The following is an 18149-nucleotide window of genomic DNA, read 5'->3' on the forward strand; positions in this document are numbered from 1 at the left end:
AGTTGGCGGGGCGGTGTGGGTGGGCAGGACACGCCGTAAACCCGTCCCTGGGGGCTCGATGGCGCCATCCATGGCGCCAACGGTCCTGCCCACCCACACCGCCCCACCTCTGACAGATTCCGGGTGGCTGTTGGTAGGTGTCGACCTTGGTCGACACATCTGTCAGATATCGATACATAAAAATGGGGTCAGATCCGTTTTCCTGCGGAAAACGGATCTGATCCCGAGAGCCGTTCCTGCAGACCGCAGGAAACTGTCGAAGGCGGGGTGGGTCCGGTTGCGGGGCGTGAGCGGCATGGGCCCGAGGCATGCCTCGGGCGGGTTGGGCAGGACGCCCAACCCCGGTCTTGCCGTGTGCGCAGGACAGCGCACACGAGCAAGGCGCGACCGAGCCTCCATGGACGGATTCACGGCGTCCCCCGCCACCGGACCCACCCGCCATCCCACGGAATGCCAGCTTTTGACGTTGCTCTGGCTCCGGCTTCGGCGGGTGCAGGGCGCCGCCCTGCCGAGCAACACCCCCTCGTGCACAATGGGCCGACCCCGCCTGGCCCCCGTCCTGATGTCGAGCAAGCCGTATTCAGAAGCCTGCGAGCGCAACCGCGAACCGATCGCCGCCGCACTCGATCCGTGGATGGGTGACCGCCACCGGGTGCTGGAAGTCGGCAGCGGCACCGGCCAGCACGCCGCCTTCTTCGCCGAGCGCTGGCCGTGGTTGCGCTGGCAGCCCAGTGATCACCCGGATCATCTCCCTGGCATCGAGGCATGGCGTGCCGAAGCAGCCTTGCTGAATCTGCTGCCGCCGCTGGCGCTGCAGGTGGAACTGCCGCCGGCACCCGGCCTGTCGCTACCCGAGGGCAGCGCGTTCGACGCCGGGTTCAGCGCCAACACGCTGCACATCATGAGCTGGGACCACGTACAGGCGCTGTTCGCCGCGCTGCCACCGGTGCTGCGCCATGGCGCGCTGCTGGCGGTGTATGGGCCGTTCAATTACGGCGGCCGCTACACCAGCGACAGCAACGCACAGTTCGATGGCTGGCTGAAGGCGCGCGACCCGCGCAGCGGTATCCGCGATAGCGAAGCGGTGCAGGCGCTGGCGGCAGACAACGGCTTCACCCGCCTGGGTGACGTGGCGATGCCGGCCAACAACCGGCTGTTGCTGTGGCGGTTGGGCTGAACCGCCGGTAGTGCCGGCCAGCGGCCGGCACCACCTTCAAGCGACCTGCACGATATGCAGCGCCTTCGGATTGCGCCACTGCGCCAGCAGCGCCGCTTCACGCGCCTTGGCCTGTGCGAAATGCGCTTCCTTGACGTGGCCGAAGCCGCGGATGTGCTCGGGAATGCTGGCGATTTCCACCGCCAGCGACAGACGATCATCCTCCAGGCCGTCCAGCAGCACCTGCACCGTCGCCTCGTAATCAGCAATCAGCTGGCGCTCCATGCGGCGCTCTTCAGTGCGCCCGAACACGTCGAGCCGGCCGCCGCGCAGGAACTTCAGCTTGGCCAGCAGGCCAAACGCCTTGAACATCCACGGGCCGTATTCCTTCTTCAGCAACCGGCCCTGCTCGTCCTTCTTCGCGAACAGCGGCGGTGCCAGGTGGAAGCGCAGCTGGTAGTCGCCCTCGAACTGCTGTTGCAGGCGCCGCTGGAAGTCGCCGCTGGTGTACAGGCGGGCCACTTCGTACTCGTCCTTGTAGGCCATCAGCTTGAACAGGTAGCGGGCTACGGTCTCGGTCAGCGCGGTGGAACCGCCGATGCGGTCGGCCTCAGTGGCGCGCACGCGTGCCACCAGATCACGGTACCGCTTGGCGTAGGCGGCATCCTGGTACTCGACCAGGAACGCGGCGCGCCGTTCGATCATTTCATCCAGCGAGCGCGACAGGCGCGCGTCGTCCAGCGGCAGGAAGGCCACGTCGCCACCGTGCGAGGGCAGGCCGCGCAGTTCGCGTTCGTCGGCCGTGTTGCGCGGTGCCGCGGTGGCGCCCCACTCGTTGCCTTCCCACTCGCCCGGCGGCAGCGCGTGCAGCGGGCCCGGGGTGGATTCGGTATCGGTGTGGCGGTTGCGCACCAGGCCGGCGGCCTGCTGCACGGCCTGCGGATCGACCACGGCCAGGCGGCCCCAGGCGAACGCCTGCTGGTTCATCGCCACGGCGGCGCCATTCAACTCGATGGCGCGCATCAGCGACTCGAACGACAGCGGCACCAGGCCCTGCTGCCAGGCGTAGCCGAGGATGAACAGGTTGGCGGCGATGGCATCGCCCAGCAGCGCGGTGGCCAGCTGGGTGGCATCGAGCAGCAGCGGTTCCTGGCCGCCCAGGGCCACGCGCACGCCGGCGACGATGTCGGCGGCGGGGAACTGCATGTCCGGGCGGGTGGTGAAGGTGCCGGGCATCGCTTCATAGGTGTTCAGTACTACCTGCGAACGGCCCGCGCGGACCTTGGACAGTGCCCAGTAGTCATTCACCACCACCATGTCGCAGCCCAGCACCAGGTCGGCCTCGCCGGCGGCGATGCGCACGGCATGGATGTCGTCGGGGCGGCGAGCGATGCGGATGTGGGTGGTCACCGCGCCGCCTTTCTGCGCCAGTCCGGTCTGATCGAGCACGGTCGCGCCCTTGCCTTCCAGGTGGCCGGCCATGCCCAGCAGCGCGCCGATGGTCACCACGCCGGTACCGCCGACGCCGGTGATCAGGATGTTCCAGGGCTGTTCCAGCGTGCCGCGGATGGTCGGTGCCGGCAGGTTGTCCAGCAGCGTGGAGGCATCGCGCTTGCTGCCCTTGCGCGGCTGGCCACCGTGCACGGTGACGAAGCTCGGGCAGAACCCGTTCACGCAGGAGTAGTCCTTGTTGCAGTTGGACTGGTCGATCTCGCGCTTGCGCCCGAACTCGGTTTCCTTCGGCAGCACCGAAACGCAGAAGCTCTTCTTGCCGCAGTCACCGCAGCCTTCGCAGACCAGCGAGTTGATCAGCACACGCTTCTGCGGGTCTTCCAGCTTGCCGCGCTTGCGACGGCGGCGCTTCTCGGTGGCGCAGGTCTGTTCGTAGATCAGGATCGAGACGCCCTTCACTTCGCGCAGGCGCTTCTGCACGGCATCCAGCTCGCTGCGGTCGTGGAACTCCACGTCGCTGGGGAAGTGCTCACGCTGGCCGGTCCACTTGCCGATGTTGTCCGACAGCACCACGATGGTGTGGATGCCTTCGGCGCGCATCTGCCGTGCAATGTCGGGCACGCTCAGCGGGCCGTCCACCGGCTGGCCGCCGGTCATCGCCACCGCATCGTTGTAGAGGATCTTGTAGGTGATGTTGACGCCGGCCGCGACTGCCTGGCGGATCGCCAGCGAACCACTATGGAAATAGGTGCCGTCGCCCAGGTTCTGGAACACGTGCGGGGTATCGGTGAACGGCGCCTGCCCGGCCCAGGTCACGCCTTCGCCGCCCATGTGGGTGAAGGTGTCGGTGCTGCGGTCCATCCAGGTCACCATGTAATGGCAACCGATGCCGGCCAGCGCACGCGAGCCTTCCGGCACGGTGGTGGAGGTGTTGTGCGGGCAGCCGGAGCAGTAATGCGGCACGCGCGGGAAGCTGGCGCGCGGCAACGCAAGCTCGGCTTCCTTTTCCTGCATCCACTGCAGGCGCTGTTCGATCGATTCGTTGTTGAAGAACTTCTGGATGCGGCGGCCGATCACGCCGGCGATGGTGGCGGGGGTAAGTTCGCCGGTGGACGGCAGGATCCACTCGCCGCTTTCGTCGTACTTGCCGACGATGGACGGGCGCTGGCCCCAGCTGGCCGGCCAGTTGAAGAACTGTTCCTTCATCTGGCGCTCGATGAAGGCACGCTTTTCCTCCACCACGATGATGTCTTCCAGGCCCTGCGCGAAGCGCGCGATGCCTTCCGGCTCCAGCGGCCAGGTCATGCCGACCTTGTACACGCGGATGCCGATGTCGGCGCAGGCGGCTTCGTCCAGGCCCAGGTACTCCAGCGCCTGCAGCACGTCCAGGTAGCTCTTGCCGGTGGTGACGATGCCCAGCCGCGCGCGCGGTGCGTCCATCACCACCTTGTCGATGCCGTTGGCGCGGGCAAAGGCCTGTGCGGCCTTCACCGCATAGCGGTGCAGGCGCATCTCCTGGTCCATCGGCGGGTCCGGCCAGCGGATGTTGAGGCCCCCGCCGGGCAGCTCGAAGTCTTCCGGCAGCACGATGCGGCGCGCCAGCGGATCGACCTGCACCGAGGCCGATGATTCCACCGTTTCGGCGATGGTCTTGAAGCCGACCCAGCGCCCGGTATAGCGGCTCATCGCCCAGCCGAGCAGGCCCATGTCGAGGATGTCCTGCACGCCGGCCGGGTTCAGCACCGGCATCATCGCGCTGACGAATTCGTCTTCGCTGCCGTGGGGCAGGGTCGAGCTGCGGCAGGCATGGTCATCGGCAGCCAGCGCCAGCACGCCGCCGTAGCGCGAGGTGCCGGCCGCGTTGGCATGCTTGAACACGTCGCCGCAGCGGTCCACGCCCGGGCCCTTGCCGTACCACATGCCGAACACGCCCTGCACGTTGGCGCCGGGGAACAGGTTGGTCTGCTGGGTGCCCCACACCATGGTGGCGCCCAGATCCTCGTTCAGGCCAGGGGTGAACTTCACCTTCGCCGCTTCAAGATGCTTGCGCGCGCGCCACAGTTCCAGGTCGAAGCCACCCAGCGGGCTGCCACGATAGCCGCTGACGAAGCCGGCGCTGTCGATGCCTTCGGCGGCATCGCGCAGGCGCTGCATCAGTGGCAGCCGCACCAGCGCCTGCACGCCACTCAGGTAGATCCGCCCCTCGTTGCGGGTGTACTTGTGGTCGAGCGTGTAATCACGGTCGAGCAGGTCGGCGGAAGAGGGCGAAGTGAGTTGCGCGGTACTGGTCATGGCTGGCCCGGTAGGATCGGCTGGCACCGGCCGCGTGCAGGCACGCGGCGGGAAAGGCGCGAATTGTAGCAGCGGGGCCGTGGTGGTCCCGGCACTCGCGCCCGCGCCGCTGCTGGGGTTAGGATCGGGGCGAGAGAGGGAGGCTGCGGTTGTGCAGCCTGGGGAGAAGGGATGTCAGTTCCAGGAAAGATCCTGGCCAGCGTTCTGCTGGCCTCGGGAGCGGTCACGGCGTGGGCCGCGCCGGCCATGCCGGCACCACAGGAGTTCTACTTCGACAGCGACTTGGCGGCGGCACCGATGGTGGCGATGCAGGGCGAGGGCGATGAGCTGGTCACCCAGCTGGTGAGGCTGCGCGAGCGCGGCCGGCGAGCGGTGGAAGCCACCGTGCAGCTGGCTTCAGTGGCCAGTACCCAGGGCCGTGCCGAGCTGGCCGACCAGCTGTACGGCGAGGCTTTGAAGGAGGCGCCGGCACAGAGCAGCGCGGGCCGCAGCGTGCGCTGGAACTATGGCTGGGACCTGCTGCGCCAAGGCAAGCCGGAGGCAGCGCTGGAGCAATGGCTGTCATCGGCCGGCAATGCGCGCAGCAAGCCCAGCTGGGTGCCACCGACCTATGCGCTGGCGCTGTGGCGGATGGGGCAGAAACAGGAAGCGGTGCAGTGGTATGCCGCGGCGGTGCGTACCGAGCCGTCGCAGTGGAGCACCAGTGCCAACTACGCACAGCTGCTGCCGCAATGGCGCGATGATGAGCGTGCGTCGTTGGCCGAAGTGCAGCAGGCCTGGGCGGCCGCACCGCCTGCGTGGCCCTGAGGTTGGGGGTTCGGCCGGGTTGCACCCGGCACCCGCAGAGGCAACGGCCGAAGCAATAGCCCAAGCAACAGCCTAAGCAACAGCAACAGCGGGCATTTCGCGGGATGGCGGGGCGGTGTGGGTTGGCAGGACACGCCGTAGACCCGTCCCTGGGGGCTCGATGGCACCATCCATGGCGCCAACGGTCCTGCCAACCCACGGGGGGTGGCGGCCCCCCCCCCCCCCCCCCCCCCCCCCCCGCGGCGCCCCCCCCCCCCCCCCCCCCCCCCCCCCCCCCCCCCCCCCCCCCCCCCCGCCCCACCTCTGACGGTTCGACGCTGCAGTTGGTAGGTGTCGACCTTGGTCGACACGGTAGATCCACGCCATGCGTGGAGGAATCTGTATCGGAATCGACTATTCGATATCTGATCGAAATGCAGCCGAGCGTGGGCTCGGCTCTACAAAAAGCGGCCAGCCAACCGGTTTTGCTCTTGCTCTTCTTCTTTCTTCTACGTGGCTGATCGCCCCCGGAAACTGTCAGAGGCCGGGCGGGCAGGCTGCGCAGGGGCGTGAGCCGCATGGATGCGGCGATCGAGCTTACATGGACGTACTTGCAGCGTCCCCTGCGCAGCCTGTCCGCCCGGCCCCACCCGGCATTCGCCTCCAGCGAGCAACCACGAGGGGCTGCGCCGTTCGCTGGAAACTCAATCGTCCGCGGAAACCGTCCGCCCCGACGCCCACGCCCGCAGTGCCTCCACCTGCTCGGCCATCAGCACCGACAACGGCCGCGTGGCGCGGATCTCGTTCATCAGCAGCTCGGTGTCCAGCGGCCGGCCCTCGGCATGCGCCGCGTACAGCCCGGCCACGATCGCCTGTTCGATCTCGGCGCCGGAGAACCCATTGGCGGCAGCCGCCAGCGCGGGTAGCGCGAAGTCGTCGGCGTTGAGCTGGCGCCGGCCCAGGTGCAGCCGCAGCAGCTCCACGCGCACCTCAGGCGAGGGCAGGTCGACGAAGAAGATCTCGTCGAAGCGGCCTTTGCGCAGCAGCTCGGCAGGCAGCTCGTGCACCTGGTTGGCAGTGGCCACGATGAACACGGGTGCCTTGCGCTCGGCCATCCAGGTCAGCAGATGGCCGAGCACGCGGCGCGACACGCCGCCATCTTCGCCACCGCTGGCCAGGCCCTTCTCGATTTCGTCCATCCACAGCACGCAGGGCGCCAGCTGCTCGGCCGAGGCCAGGGCCTGGCGCAGGTTGGCCTCGGTCTCGCCGTGGTACTTGTTGTACAGCGCACCCACGTCCAGGCGTAGCAATGGCACGCCGAAGCCGGCAGCGGTGGCCTTGGCCAGCATCGACTTGCCGCAGCCCTGTACGCCCAGCAGCAGCATGCCGCGCGGCGGGTCCAGCCCGGCCGGTGCCGAGCCAGCGATGAACGCCACACGCCGCTGGTTGATCCAGCGCTTGAGCCGGTTGGCGCCGGCCACGTCGCCGAAGCGCGCGCTGTCATGCTCGAAGAACAGGTGGCCGCTGCGGTTGAGCAGTTCGAACTTCAGTCGTGCCAGCTGCGGCAGGTCGTCGTCGCGCAGCGCACCGTCGGCGTAGATCAGCTGGCGCGCAATGCGCCGGGCGTCGACCAGGCTCAGGCCCTGCAGGTTCTTCAGGATCTTCTTCACCGCCTCGCTGTCGACCTCGACCCGGCGGCCACCATGCTCCCGGGCGTAGGCATCGGCCTCCTCGCGCAGCATCTTCAGCAGGGCGTTGGCGTCGGGCAGGCGCGGGTTGAAGCGTACCGCCAGCGCTTCCAGCTCGGCCGGCAGTTCCACCTTGGCACCGATCAGCACCAGCACATGAGGTTCGCTGTGGCGGCGCTGGATCAGGTCGCGCAGGGCGCGCTGGTGGCTGGCATAACCCAGGTAGGGGTGGAAATCGAGGAGCAGGTAGACCCCGCGCTGCTCGGCCTGGCGGATCATCTGCAGGGCCGCGCTGGCGTCGGGTGGCCCGACCGGCGGATCTTCGCTGTCCAGGTCGATGCGGCGCAGGCCCTCGGTGATCGACCAGCGGTGCAGCGCCCGCCATACGTGCATCAGCGTCTGCCGGAACAGATCGACGATGCGACCCTCGTCCTGGGTCTCGATCACGATCAGGGGGGTGTTGGCGCGGATCAGTGCGCTCAGGTCCTGCAGCTCGCTCATGCCGGTTCGATCCTTCGGGGGCGCCACGATAGCAAAGGCGATGGCTACAGGTTCAGCACAGTGCTACCTCCCGTCACCACCGCCGGTGTACGCTCGGGGCACGTACCCGGAAGCGAGGCTGGCATGAAGACGATCCTGGTGGCCGGTTCCAAGGGCGGGGTGGGCAAGACCACCCTCGCCACCCACCTGGCCGCGTACGCGGCATTGCAGGGCAAGGCCACGGTGATCGCCGATGCCGACCCGCAGGGCTCCAGCACCCGCTGGGCACAACGGCGTGCCGGGCTGGAAAGCGCGGTGCTCCCCATTGATGTGTATCGGAAGAAGCAGTGGGCACAGAAGCTGCCCGACGGCACCGAAACCGTCATCATCGACGCACCGGCCGGTGCGTTGGCCGACGATATCCCCCATTTCCTTGACGCTGCCGACGCGGTGGTGGTGCCGGTGCTGCCCTCGGCGCTGGACATCGAAGCCATCGTCGGCTTCCTCAACAGCCTGGCCCGGAACCCGCGGGTGCACAGCCGCAAGCTGCCGGTCGGGCTGGTCCTGAACCGCACCAAGCCCTGGACCCAGACCTCGCAGCAGGCGCTGCAGATGCTGGCCGAATGGCCGTACCCGGTGGTCGCGCAGCTGCGTGACAGCCAGAGCTACGTGGTCATGACCGGCCTCGGCCGCAGCCTGTTCGACTACCGCTCCGCCCAGGTGCGCGAGCACCAGGCCGACTGGGAGCCGCTGCTGTCCTGGCTCAAGCTTTGATGCCTGCGTCACTCTTTCTGCTGCATCCTCTTCTTCATGGAAACCCGCGATGCGTGAACTGATCCTGCTGCGCCATGCCCATGCCGAACCGGCTACCCCCGGCCAGGCCGACCTCGACCGGCCGTTGTCGCCGGTGGGGCTGGCCGAAGCCGAAGCCGCCGGCAAGTGGCTGAAGGAAAACAACCTGCTGCCGGACTGCGTGCTGTGTTCACCGGCGCGGCGTACCCGCGAAACCCTGGAAGCCGTGCTCGGCACCATCGGTTACGTGGAAAAGCGCCTGGAAGACCGCATCTACGAAGCCACCCCCGGCACCCTGGCGGCATTGGTGGACGACCGCCGTGATCTCGACCGGGTACTGATCGTTGGCCACAACCCGGGCCTGGAGCGGCTGGTGGCGTTGATGACCGAGGGTACCAGCAGCGACTACCGCGGCATGCCGCCGGCGGGCATCGCCGTGCTCGGCTTCCCGCGTGAGGCCTCGATCGAGCCAGGCGTGGCCAGCCTGAACGCATTCTGGTGGCCGTGATCCGATGAGCCTGGCGCGGCGCAGCCGCTGTCTGCTGCCCGCGCTGCTGGCACTCGGCCCGGCCTGGGCCGCCGTGCCCACGCCGACCACCCTGCCACCGGTGGTCGCCGAAGCGCACCGGGTGATGCGCCTGGATACCCAGCGTTCGCAGATCGGCTTCGAGGTGCGCACCCGCTTCGGGCAGCGTATCGAAGGCCTGTTCCCGCACTTCGAAGGGCGCATCGAGATACTCTCCGACGGCCGCCACCAGGTGCACCTGAAGATGTTCACGCGCTCGGTCGAGATTCCTGGCAAATCACGCTACACCGGCTGGATGCGCGGCGAGGAGTTCTTCGATGCCGCCCGCCATCCGTTGGTCGAGTTCGACTCGCTGCCGTACTGGCCGGAAACCGTGGAGAGCGGTGGCGACATCAATGGCCGGCTGACCCTGCGCGGGATCAGCCACCCCGAGACACTGAAGGTCGAGAAGGCGGAGTGCGCCCGACCCGGCTATGATTGCGACGTCGTCAGCCGCGGTACCGTGCAGCGAGGCCGGTATGGCATGGACAGCTGGCAGCTTGCCTTGAGTGACCGAGTGACTTTCGTATTGCGTGCGCGCCTGAGCGAGGCGCCGAAACCGTGAACCTCCTGCTGCGTGTACTGGCGCTGGCAACCGTGTTGCTGGGCAGCGGTTGTGCATCGCTGTCGAATGCCGAGCGCGACCGCGCCGAGGCCATCGCCGTGCAGGCACGTTCGACCGTGGTTGATTGCCAGCGTGCCGACCGCTGTGCGCAGGACTCGCCGCTGCGTGCGCTGGCGGGCCGGGCGTTCACCGAATCCACCCCGGAACGACCGCGCCACTACGCCACCCTGCTCGATGAGGGCGAGGGTGCCCTGGTCGCACGCCTGAACCTGCTGCGCAGTGCCACCCGCAGCATCGACCTGCAGACCTACATCTTCGACAAGGACGACAGCGCCCGCCTCGTCATCGACGAACTGCTGGCCGCATCGCGCCGCGGGGTGAAGGTGCGGCTGCTGATCGACCAGCTCTCGGCGATCTCCGACCTGCAGATCCTCGGCGCCCTGTCCGGTGCCCACCAGAACTTCCAGCTGCGGGTCTACAACCCGACCTTCGGCAAGGCCCGGCTGAACTACTTCGACTATGCCGGCAGCGTGCTGTGCTGCTTCCGCCGGTTCAACCAGCGCATGCACAACAAGCTGCTGGTGATCGACGATGCGATCGGCGTGGTCGGTGGCCGCAACTACCAGGACGACTATTACGACTGGGACCGCGAGTACAACTTCCGCGACCGCGATGTGCTGATCGCCGGTCCGGAAGCGCGTGCGATGGCGGCCAACTTCGACGCGTTCTGGCGCGCCCACCGCAGCGTCCCGGCCGAGCGCCTGAACGACGTGGGCCGCACCTTGCTGCGCGAAGGCGTGCCAACGCTGCCACCGGCCACCTTCCGCCGCCCGGAACGGGTACAGCGGGTCAGCGCCGAAGCCAACGACACCGAGTTCGTCACCCGGTCCTTCGTCGATACCGCGCTACCAGTGGCTTCGGTGCGCTACGTGGCCGACCTGCCACGCAAGCATCGCCGCGAGAAGGCCGATGCACCGCTGGCCGGCCAGCATGTGACCGAGCCACAGCTGGATGCGCTGATCGCCAGTGCGCAGAAGGAAGTGATCCTGCAGACACCGTACCTGGTGCTGTCCAAGCCGGCGCAGAAGCTGTTCCGTGAACTGCGCAAGCGCCCGCAGCCACCACGCGTGGTGGTGTCCAGCAACAGCCTGGCGGCGACCGACAACCCGATCGTGTATGCGCTGTCGTACAAGTACAAGCGGCGCAACATGCGCGAACTGGGCTTCAACATCTTCGAATACAAGCCATTCCCGCTGGATGCGCCGGTCGATTACCGCAACCTGCTGCCGGACCCGATTGCCGCGCCCGGGGGGGAAGACGAGGGCGACCGCAACCCGCTGATCGGTGGCAGTGCCGCCGGCAGCAACGCACGCAGTGGCAGCAGTAGTGGTTCGGGTGAAGGCAGCAGGCAGGGCCCGTTGAACCATCGCCACAGCGATGGTGCCTACGACAACGCACGCGCGCGCCGTCGCGCCGCCGGCAGCGAGGTGGAAACGCGCCTGCTGCGCACCGAGACGCGGCCGTCGTTCCTGGGCAGCAAGGCGGTCAACAAGCCGTTGCCGGTCACCCGCAAGGGCGCGCGCATGGGCCTGCATGCCAAGTCGCTGGTGGTCGACCGCCGCATCGGCGTGGTCGGCACCCACAACTTCGATCCGCGCAGCGAGAACTACAACACCGAAGGCGCGGTGATCATCGACGACCCGGTTTTTGCCGAGGAACTGGCGCAGAGCATCCTGCGTGACACCCACCCGCAGAACTCCTGGACGGTGGCGCCGCGGGCCAAGCCACCGGTGCTGTCGGGGCTGAACTACAGCGTCGGCAAGGCTTCCGAAGCGCTGCCCATCCTTGATTTCTGGCCGTGGCGCTACGCCACCGACTACGAGTTCAAGCCCGGCCCGGAGTGCCCGCAGCCGCTGCCGCGGCAGGATCCTGATTTCCATCGCTGCTACGTCGCCGTCGGCGACTTCCCCGAAGTCAACGTCGGCCCGAAGTGGCTGCTGGTACGCATGCTGACCGCATTCGGCGCCGGCCTTGTTCCCATCCTCTGAAGGTACCCGCATGGCCCAGGTCTTCCGCGAAGCCGTTTCCATCGAGCAGCTCAACGCGCTCAGCCGCAACACTGCGATTGAATCCCTGGGCATCGTCTTCAGCGCCGCCGGCGAGGACTGGCTGCAGGCCACCATGCCGGTGGATGAGCGCACCCGCCAGCCCTACGGCATCCTGCACGGCGGTGCCTCGGTGGTGCTGGCCGAGACCCTGGGCAGCAGCGCCGGCAACCTGTGCGTGGATACCGGCAAGCAGATCTGCGTGGGCCTGGAGATCAACGCCAACCACGTGCGCGCCGTGCGCTCGGGCACGGTCACCGGCACCGCCCGCGCGTTGCACGTCGGCCGCAGCACCCAGCTGTGGGAGATCCGCATCGAGGACGAGCAGGGCCGCCTGGTCTGCATCTCGCGGCTGACCCTGGCGGTGGTGGCTGCCGGTCACGGCTGAGCCCCCGGGGCTCGTTGACGGTGGCGGAACCCAGCGTTCCCCGCCGATTGCCCCGGTCGATGGCTGTTATGGCCTAAATCGGCTGGCAGCGATGACGGCCCTCCGGTATCGTGCGCGGATGACTTCCCCCACTCCGGCCCCCCGTGGCGGCGTGGCGCGTGTGTGCCGTTACCTGTACCGCGTACCGCTGCTGTTGGTCCACATCATCGTGTTCCTGCCGCTCATCCTGATCGGCATGCTTCCGCCGTGGGGCGAGCTGCGCGTGGGCGAGGCGACCCTCGGCGCCAAGGTGGTCAACTGGTGGCAGGGTGGGCTGATGTGGATCTTCGGCTTCCGCCTGGTGCAGATCGGCAGGCCGTTGCCCGGTGCCGTGCTGTTCGTCGCCAACCACGTCAGCTGGGTCGACATCTGCATCCTGCACAGCCAGCGCATGATGGGCTTCGTCGCCAAGCGCGAGATCGCCAGCTGGCCGTTGGTCGGTTGGCTCGCCGCGCGCGGCCAGACCATCTTCCACCAGCGCGGCAACACCGAATCGCTCGGTGGCGTGATGCAGGTGATGGCCGGCCGCCTGCGCGAAGGCAAGGCCGTGGGCGTGTTCCCGGAAGGGCGGACCCGCGGCGGTCACGAAGTGGGCCCGTTCCACGCCCGCATCTTCCAGGCCGCGGTCGAGACCGGCGTGCCGGTGCAGCCGGTGGCACTGGTGTACGGGGTGAAGGGCGACGCGCAGACCATCGTCGCGTTCGGCCCGAACGAGAGCTTCTTTGCCAATTTCCTGCGCCTGCTCGGCGAGCCGGCGCGACGTGCGGAAGTGCACTTCCTGGCACCGATCGGTGCACAGGACCTGGAAGGCCGTCGGCGCATCGCGGAAACCTCGCGCGCGCGCATCGTGGCGGCCATGAGCACCGGGTGAGGCTGCGGTGGCCCTGATCCCGCCACCTGTCCTGGACGCCGGCACGCCGACGCTGCATGCGGCTGACTACCAGCCACCGCGCTGGCTGCGCAATCCCCACCTGCAGTCGATGCTCAGCTCCAGCCGCATGCGCCTGCAGCGCGGCCTGCTGCTGCTGGCCGCCACCGGTGCGGTCAGCGAGGAGCTGATCCTGGATGGCGGCGATGGCGTTCGCCTGCAGGGCTGGCACAGCCATGTCGAAGGCCGCGAGCCCAAGGGCATCGCGCTGCTGCTGCATGGCTGGGAAGGCAGTGCCGAATCCAGCTACATGCGCATGGCGGCCGCGCGCATGCTGGAGCAGGGCTTCGACGTGGTGCGGCTGAACTTCCGCGACCACGGCAACACCCATCACCTCAACCCCGGCATCTTCCACTCCAACCTGATCGATGAAGTGGTGCATGCCGCGGGTGACGTCGCCCAGCGCTGGCCGCAGCTGCCGCTGGTGGCCGCCGGCTACTCGCTGGGCGGCAACTTCGTGCTGCGCCTGGCCCTGCGCGCACCGGCCGCCGGCGTGCCGCTGCAGCGCGTGGCCTCGGTGTGCCCGGTGCTGGACCCGGCGCTGACCATGGAAAGCATCGAGAACGGCCCGGCGATGTACGACTGGTACTTCCGCCGCAAGTGGGCCGGTTCGCTGCGCCGCAAGCGTGACCTGTTCCCCGAGCTGAGCGACTGCGACGACCGCGTGCTGAAGCTGGACATCCGCGCGCTGACCGCCTGGCTGGTCGAGCGCCACACCAGCTTCGGCTCGCTGCAGGCCTATTTCGATGGCTACTCTATTGCCGGTGACCGCCTGTCCACCCTGCAGGTGCCGGCCGACATCCTGATGGCACAGGATGACCCGGTGATCCCATATGCCACCTTCAACAACTGGCAGCTGCCACGCCAGGCGCACCTGGAAACCGCCTGCTGGGGCGGCCACTGCGGGTTCATCGAGAACTGGCGCGGCGACGGCTTCTCCGAACGCTGGGTCGCCCAGCGCCTGCAGCGGGTCCTGCGGGCCTGAACCGGCGGCAGCGCGCAGCCCGCTACAATGCGGGTTTGCACTTGAACCGGACTGCCATGCAAGACCAGATCATCCAAGCGTTGCGCCAGAACCAGGCCGATCAGGCCGTGCAGCTGGCCCAGGCGTGGACCCTTGACGAACCCGGCCAGGCCAACGCCCACCGCTGGCTGGCGCTTGCGCTGCAGCAGCAGGGCAACGCCGAGGAGGCGATGGAGGCCCTGCAGAAGGCGCTGCGGCTGGCCCCGGACGACGCCCAGCTGCACCTGCAGCATGCCGGCCTGCTGCTGGCACTGCGCCAGTTCGAGGGTGCCGACGAAGCACTGGTGCGCACCACCGGCCTCGATCCGAACTCGTTCTCCGCCTATCTGATGCAGGCGCACCTGGCGATCGGCCGCAATGACTTCGACGAAGCGCAGCGCATCTCGACCCTGGCCGCGCGCGTCGAGCCGGACCATCCGGAACTGCTGACCATCGACGGCATGGTTGCACTGCGCCGCGGTGATGCGGACCGCGCACTGGCGCTGCTGTCGGCGGCCAGCAAGGCGCTGCCGGACGATACCCGCGTGCTGTACGCACTGGGCTTTGCCTACCTCGGCAAGGACATGCTGGCGTTCGCCGAGCAGTCGTTCCGCCGCGTGCTGGAACTCAATCCGTCGCTGTCCTCGCTGCATGGCCTGGTGGTGCAGCTGGCACTGCGCCAGGGCAACGTGCCGGCCGCCGCCGAGGCCATGCAGGTGGCCCTGCAGCAGCCGGAGATGGACGTACCGTCGATGCGCCGCCTGGCGGGTGAGCTGTCGCTGCGCAATGGCCAGCCGCTGCAGGCCCTGGACTACCTGCTGCCGCTGCTGGAGTCGCAGCCGGAAGACCGTCAGGTGCTGCAGCTGCTGCTGATGTCCTGGCAGCGCCTGGGCCGCGAGGACGAAGCGCGCGCACGCCTGGATGCGGTGCTGGACAGCAACGACCAGCTGCACGACGTGTGGCTGGCGCGACTGGCCATCGAGCAGGTGGGCAGCGAAAGCGCCGTGACCGCGGTCGAGCGCTGGATGGCGGCCATGCCCGCGCACCTGCCGGCCCTGGAGGCGCGCCTGCGCCTGCATGACATGGTCGGCGAACATGCTCAGGCTGAAGCGATCGCCGAACGCATCGTCAGCCTGGAACCGGGCCGCGTCAGCGGCGAGACCCGCCTGGTCGAAGGCCTGCTGCAGCGCGATCCCGCCGCCGCCGTGGCCCGCGTGCAGGCGCTGATCGAGCTGGCGCCGGAAGACCATCGCGCCGACCTGCGGACGTGGATGGGCGAGATCCAGGACCGTGCCGGGCAGCCGCAGGACGCGCTGCGCACGTGGCTGTCGCTGCAGGCCGACCAGGCACCGCAGCGCTTGCCACTGCCGCCACAGGCCAAGTCCCCGCCGAGCTGGCCGGACAAGGGCAGCATCGACGGCGATGCCAGCTCCGCGCCGATCTTCCTCTGGGGCGCGCCGGGTTCGGGCGTTGAGCGCGTGGCAACCGGCCTGGCCGCTGCCAGCCCGGTGCTGCGCAGCGACCGCTACACCAACACGCCGCCCGATGACGCGTTCCAGAACTACAACACGCTGCAGGACCTGGCCTCGGGCGTGCTGACGCCGGAGCGGCTGGTGCAGCGCTGGCGTGAACAGTTGCCGGCACGCGGCCTGCAGAGCGACACCGTGATCGACTGGCTGCTGTGGTGGGACAACGCGCTGCTGTGGGCGCTGCGCCCGCAGCTGCCGCAGGGCCGCCTGGTGCTGGTGCTGCGCGACCCGCGTGACATGCTGCTGGACTGGGTGGCCTACGGTGCCGCCGCGCCGCTGGCGATGACGTCGTTGGCCGAAGCCAGTGAATGGCTGACCCGTGCGCTGAACCAGATCGCCACGCTGCATGAGGACGACCTGTACCCGCACGTGCTGCTGCGCATCGACCAGATCGGCAACGATCCGCAGGCGATGGCCGAACTGCTGGGCCGGCTCTTCGAGCGGCCGATGCCGCCGGCGGCACAGCTGGGCGCCCCGCGCCTGCCGGCCGGCCACTGGCGCAACTACCGCGACGTGATGAGCGCCGCCTTCGCCCAGCTCACCCCGGTTGCGGTGCGCCTGGGCTACCCGGAAGAGTGAGGAGAGTCCGATGCAGCTGACCAGCCACAGCCTGACCAACGGCGCACCGATCGATCGTGAGTTCGCCGCGGGCGACGCCAACGGTTTCGCCCCCGACCGCAACCCGCACCTGGCCTGGAGCGGGGTGCCAGCCGGCACCCGTTCGTTCCTGCTGGTATGCGTGGACCCGGACGTGCCGACCGTGCCGGAGACGGTTGGCCGCAATGACATGACGGTGCCGCGCGACCAGCCGCGCTGCGACTTCGTGCACTGGGTGATGGCCGATATCCCGGCCACGGTGCAGGAGATCGCCGCTGGCAGCTGCAGCGACGGCTTCGTGGTGAAGGGCAAGCCCGCTCCCGCCGGCCCGGCCGGCAGCCGCCAGGGCCTGAACGACTTCACCGGCTGGTTCGCGGGCAACCCGGACATGGCCGGTGACTACCTGGGCTATGACGGCCCGTATCCGCCGTTCAACGACGAGCGCATGCACCGCTACTTCTTCCGGGTATTCGCGCTGGACGTGGCGTCGCTGGACCTGCCGCAGCGCTTCACCGCCGCCGACGCGTACCGCGCCATGCACGGCCACGTGCTGGCCGAAGCCGCACTGCATGGCACCTACACGTTGAACCCGGCGCTGGGCTGAGCAGCACACAGGGTAGAGCCGAGCCGATGCTCGGCTGCTTCTGCTACACGATTGACCGGCAGTAATCGGCAAACCGCGCCAGGAACGTATCAGCGTCGGCGCGGTGGGCCTTCGACTGCAGTACGTCAATCACCTGCTCGGGCTCCAGGCCAAGCACCGGTACACGCAGGAACAGCGTTGTGCTGAACGCGGCACTGACCGTGGACAGCACCGCGCGCAGTTCCTGCAGCATGTCCTCGCCACGATGGGACGCGTGCACCAACGCAATGGGCCGACCGACGATCTGGTCGCCGGATACCAGCCAGTCAATCGCATTCTTGAGCCCGCCGGGAATGCCGCGCACGTATTCCGGGCTGCATACCAGCACGCCATCGCTGTGCGCGATGGCCGCCTTGAAGCAGGTCACGCTGCCAGGTTCGTCGGCGCCTTCCAGATCCGGGGAGAACACCGGCAGTTCGCCGATGCCAGTGTAGACCTCAATCTCCATTCCGGGCGGTGCGATGGCCTTCAGCGCCATCAGCAGAGCGGTGTTGGTCGACCGCCGGCGTACGCTTCCGGAGAGGGCAAGAATCTTCATCGCGGAACGTTAGCATGCAGGATCCGCGGGATTTCAGCCGGGCGCGGGCTCGGCTCTACCTTCCATTCGTTGGCAGCGGTGCCGGTTCGAACACCGCGGTGTCGCCCTGCGCGTTGCGCAGTACCAGCGCGCCGCGGTCATCCAGCTCAAGCGTCGGTGCCGGGCTCCGGCTGCTCATCAGCGTTCCAGCACGTTCCTGCTGCACGACGATGTCACCACGCATGCATCCGGCCACTGTCTGGATGCCGTTCTCCAGGATCAGTGCGTTGCCCTGCATCCGGTACTGGCTGCTGACGTTGTTGCACAGGTTCAACTCGCTCAGGTAACCGTGCCCGAAGTGCAGCGTATAGGGCGCGCGACCGCGGACGAACAACGCGCCGATGCGCCTGCCCTTTGCATCTGTGGCGCGGGTGAGCTGCCATGTGTGGGCTTCGAGCTGGGCGGTGGTGGGCGTGCTGGCAGCGGAGGCATCGACGCACACGGCCAGCAGTGCAGCGGCCAGGAGGATGGGGACGTGCTTCAAGCCGATCTCCCTGATGCATTCTGTAGAGTCGAGCCATGCTCGACTGACCGCAAAAAGCAGTCGAGCATTGCTCGACTCTA

Annotated in this window: 15 protein-coding genes; 11 read left to right on the forward strand and 4 right to left on the reverse strand. The window is 68.2% G+C overall.

The annotated features are described in order from the left end of the window. Window positions 1-562 precede the first annotated feature (562 nt). The gene (locus V3B41_RS09340; RefSeq protein WP_049427800.1) at window positions 563-1177 is read left to right on the forward strand and encodes a DUF938 domain-containing protein; all 615 of its coding nucleotides are present in this window, start codon (window positions 563-565) and stop codon (window positions 1175-1177) included. Between the two features lie 36 nt (window positions 1178-1213). Here V3B41_RS09340 and V3B41_RS09345 read toward each other — a convergent pair whose 3' ends face one another. Continuing rightward, entirely contained in the window at window positions 1214-4900 is a 3687-nt protein-coding gene (locus V3B41_RS09345) for an indolepyruvate ferredoxin oxidoreductase family protein (RefSeq protein ID WP_049427798.1), read from the reverse strand. A gap of 171 nt (window positions 4901-5071) precedes the next feature. On the opposite strand from V3B41_RS09345, the gene V3B41_RS09350 reads away from it, so the two are divergent. Beyond that, on the forward strand, window positions 5072-5707 hold the full coding sequence (locus V3B41_RS09350; RefSeq protein ID WP_197632193.1) for a tetratricopeptide repeat protein: 636 nt from the start codon (window positions 5072-5074) through the stop codon (window positions 5705-5707). 683 nt (window positions 5708-6390) lie between these two features. Here V3B41_RS09350 and V3B41_RS09355 read toward each other — a convergent pair. After that, window positions 6391-7875 carry an AAA family ATPase gene (locus tag V3B41_RS09355; RefSeq protein WP_049429869.1) on the reverse strand — a complete coding sequence of 495 codons (1485 nt, stop codon included), beginning with the start codon at window positions 7873-7875 and terminating at the stop codon, window positions 6391-6393. 123 nt (window positions 7876-7998) lie between these two features. Here V3B41_RS09355 and V3B41_RS09360 point away from each other — a divergent pair, with 123 nt between their 5' ends. The 9 genes from V3B41_RS09360 (at window position 7999) to V3B41_RS09400 (ending at window position 16969) form a co-directional block, all read left to right on the forward strand. Continuing rightward, window positions 7999-8628, forward strand: coding sequence for a ParA family protein (locus V3B41_RS09360; protein WP_049429868.1), 630 nt, complete (start codon window positions 7999-8001; stop codon window positions 8626-8628). A 49-nt stretch (window positions 8629-8677) separates the two neighbouring features. Beyond that, window positions 8678-9154, forward strand: a complete 477-nt coding sequence (locus V3B41_RS09365; RefSeq protein ID WP_005407539.1) for a histidine phosphatase family protein — start codon at window positions 8678-8680, stop codon at window positions 9152-9154. Between the two features lie 4 nt (window positions 9155-9158). Then, window positions 9159-9776, forward strand: a complete 618-nt coding sequence (locus V3B41_RS09370) for a YceI family protein (RefSeq protein WP_049429867.1) — start codon at window positions 9159-9161, stop codon at window positions 9774-9776. Further along, the gene (locus V3B41_RS09375) at window positions 9773-11824 is read left to right on the forward strand and encodes a phospholipase D family protein (RefSeq protein WP_329860817.1); all 2052 of its coding nucleotides are present in this window, start codon (window positions 9773-9775) and stop codon (window positions 11822-11824) included. Before V3B41_RS09370 ends, V3B41_RS09375 begins: the two co-directional genes overlap by 4 nt. Window positions 11825-11834: 10 nt before the next feature. After that, complete coding sequence (locus V3B41_RS09380; protein ID WP_049429865.1) at window positions 11835-12269, forward strand: hotdog fold thioesterase; 435 nt, start codon at window positions 11835-11837, stop codon at window positions 12267-12269. A gap of 118 nt (window positions 12270-12387) precedes the next feature. Further along, window positions 12388-13179 carry a lysophospholipid acyltransferase family protein gene (locus V3B41_RS09385; RefSeq protein WP_049429864.1) on the forward strand — a complete coding sequence of 264 codons (792 nt, stop codon included), beginning with the start codon at window positions 12388-12390 and terminating at the stop codon, window positions 13177-13179. A 52-nt stretch (window positions 13180-13231) separates the two neighbouring features. Beyond that, window positions 13232-14221 carry an alpha/beta fold hydrolase gene (locus tag V3B41_RS09390; RefSeq protein WP_049429877.1) on the forward strand — a complete coding sequence of 330 codons (990 nt, stop codon included), beginning with the start codon at window positions 13232-13234 and terminating at the stop codon, window positions 14219-14221. Window positions 14222-14277: 56 nt separating this feature from the next. Further along, window positions 14278-16347: a tetratricopeptide repeat protein gene (locus tag V3B41_RS09395; protein WP_329860819.1), complete on the forward strand. Its 2070-nt coding sequence runs from the start codon at window positions 14278-14280 to the stop codon at window positions 16345-16347. A 10-nt stretch (window positions 16348-16357) separates the two neighbouring features. Beyond that, the gene (locus V3B41_RS09400) at window positions 16358-16969 is read left to right on the forward strand and encodes a YbhB/YbcL family Raf kinase inhibitor-like protein (protein ID WP_049429862.1); all 612 of its coding nucleotides are present in this window, start codon (window positions 16358-16360) and stop codon (window positions 16967-16969) included. Between the two features lie 43 nt (window positions 16970-17012). Here the strand turns inward: V3B41_RS09400 and V3B41_RS09405 are convergent, their stop codons facing one another. Together V3B41_RS09405 and V3B41_RS09410 are read right to left on the reverse strand one after the other, a co-directional pair. Next, complete coding sequence (locus V3B41_RS09405; protein ID WP_295549061.1) at window positions 17013-17546, reverse strand: NADPH-dependent FMN reductase; 534 nt, start codon at window positions 17544-17546, stop codon at window positions 17013-17015. 55 nt (window positions 17547-17601) lie between these two features. Then, complete coding sequence (locus V3B41_RS09410; protein WP_329860822.1) at window positions 17602-18069, reverse strand: META domain-containing protein; 468 nt, start codon at window positions 18067-18069, stop codon at window positions 17602-17604. Between the last annotated feature and the right edge of the window lie 80 nt (window positions 18070-18149).

Source organism: Stenotrophomonas sp. SMYL89 (genome assembly GCF_036319985.1).
GTDB lineage: Bacteria > Pseudomonadota > Gammaproteobacteria > Xanthomonadales > Xanthomonadaceae > Stenotrophomonas > Stenotrophomonas maltophilia_Q.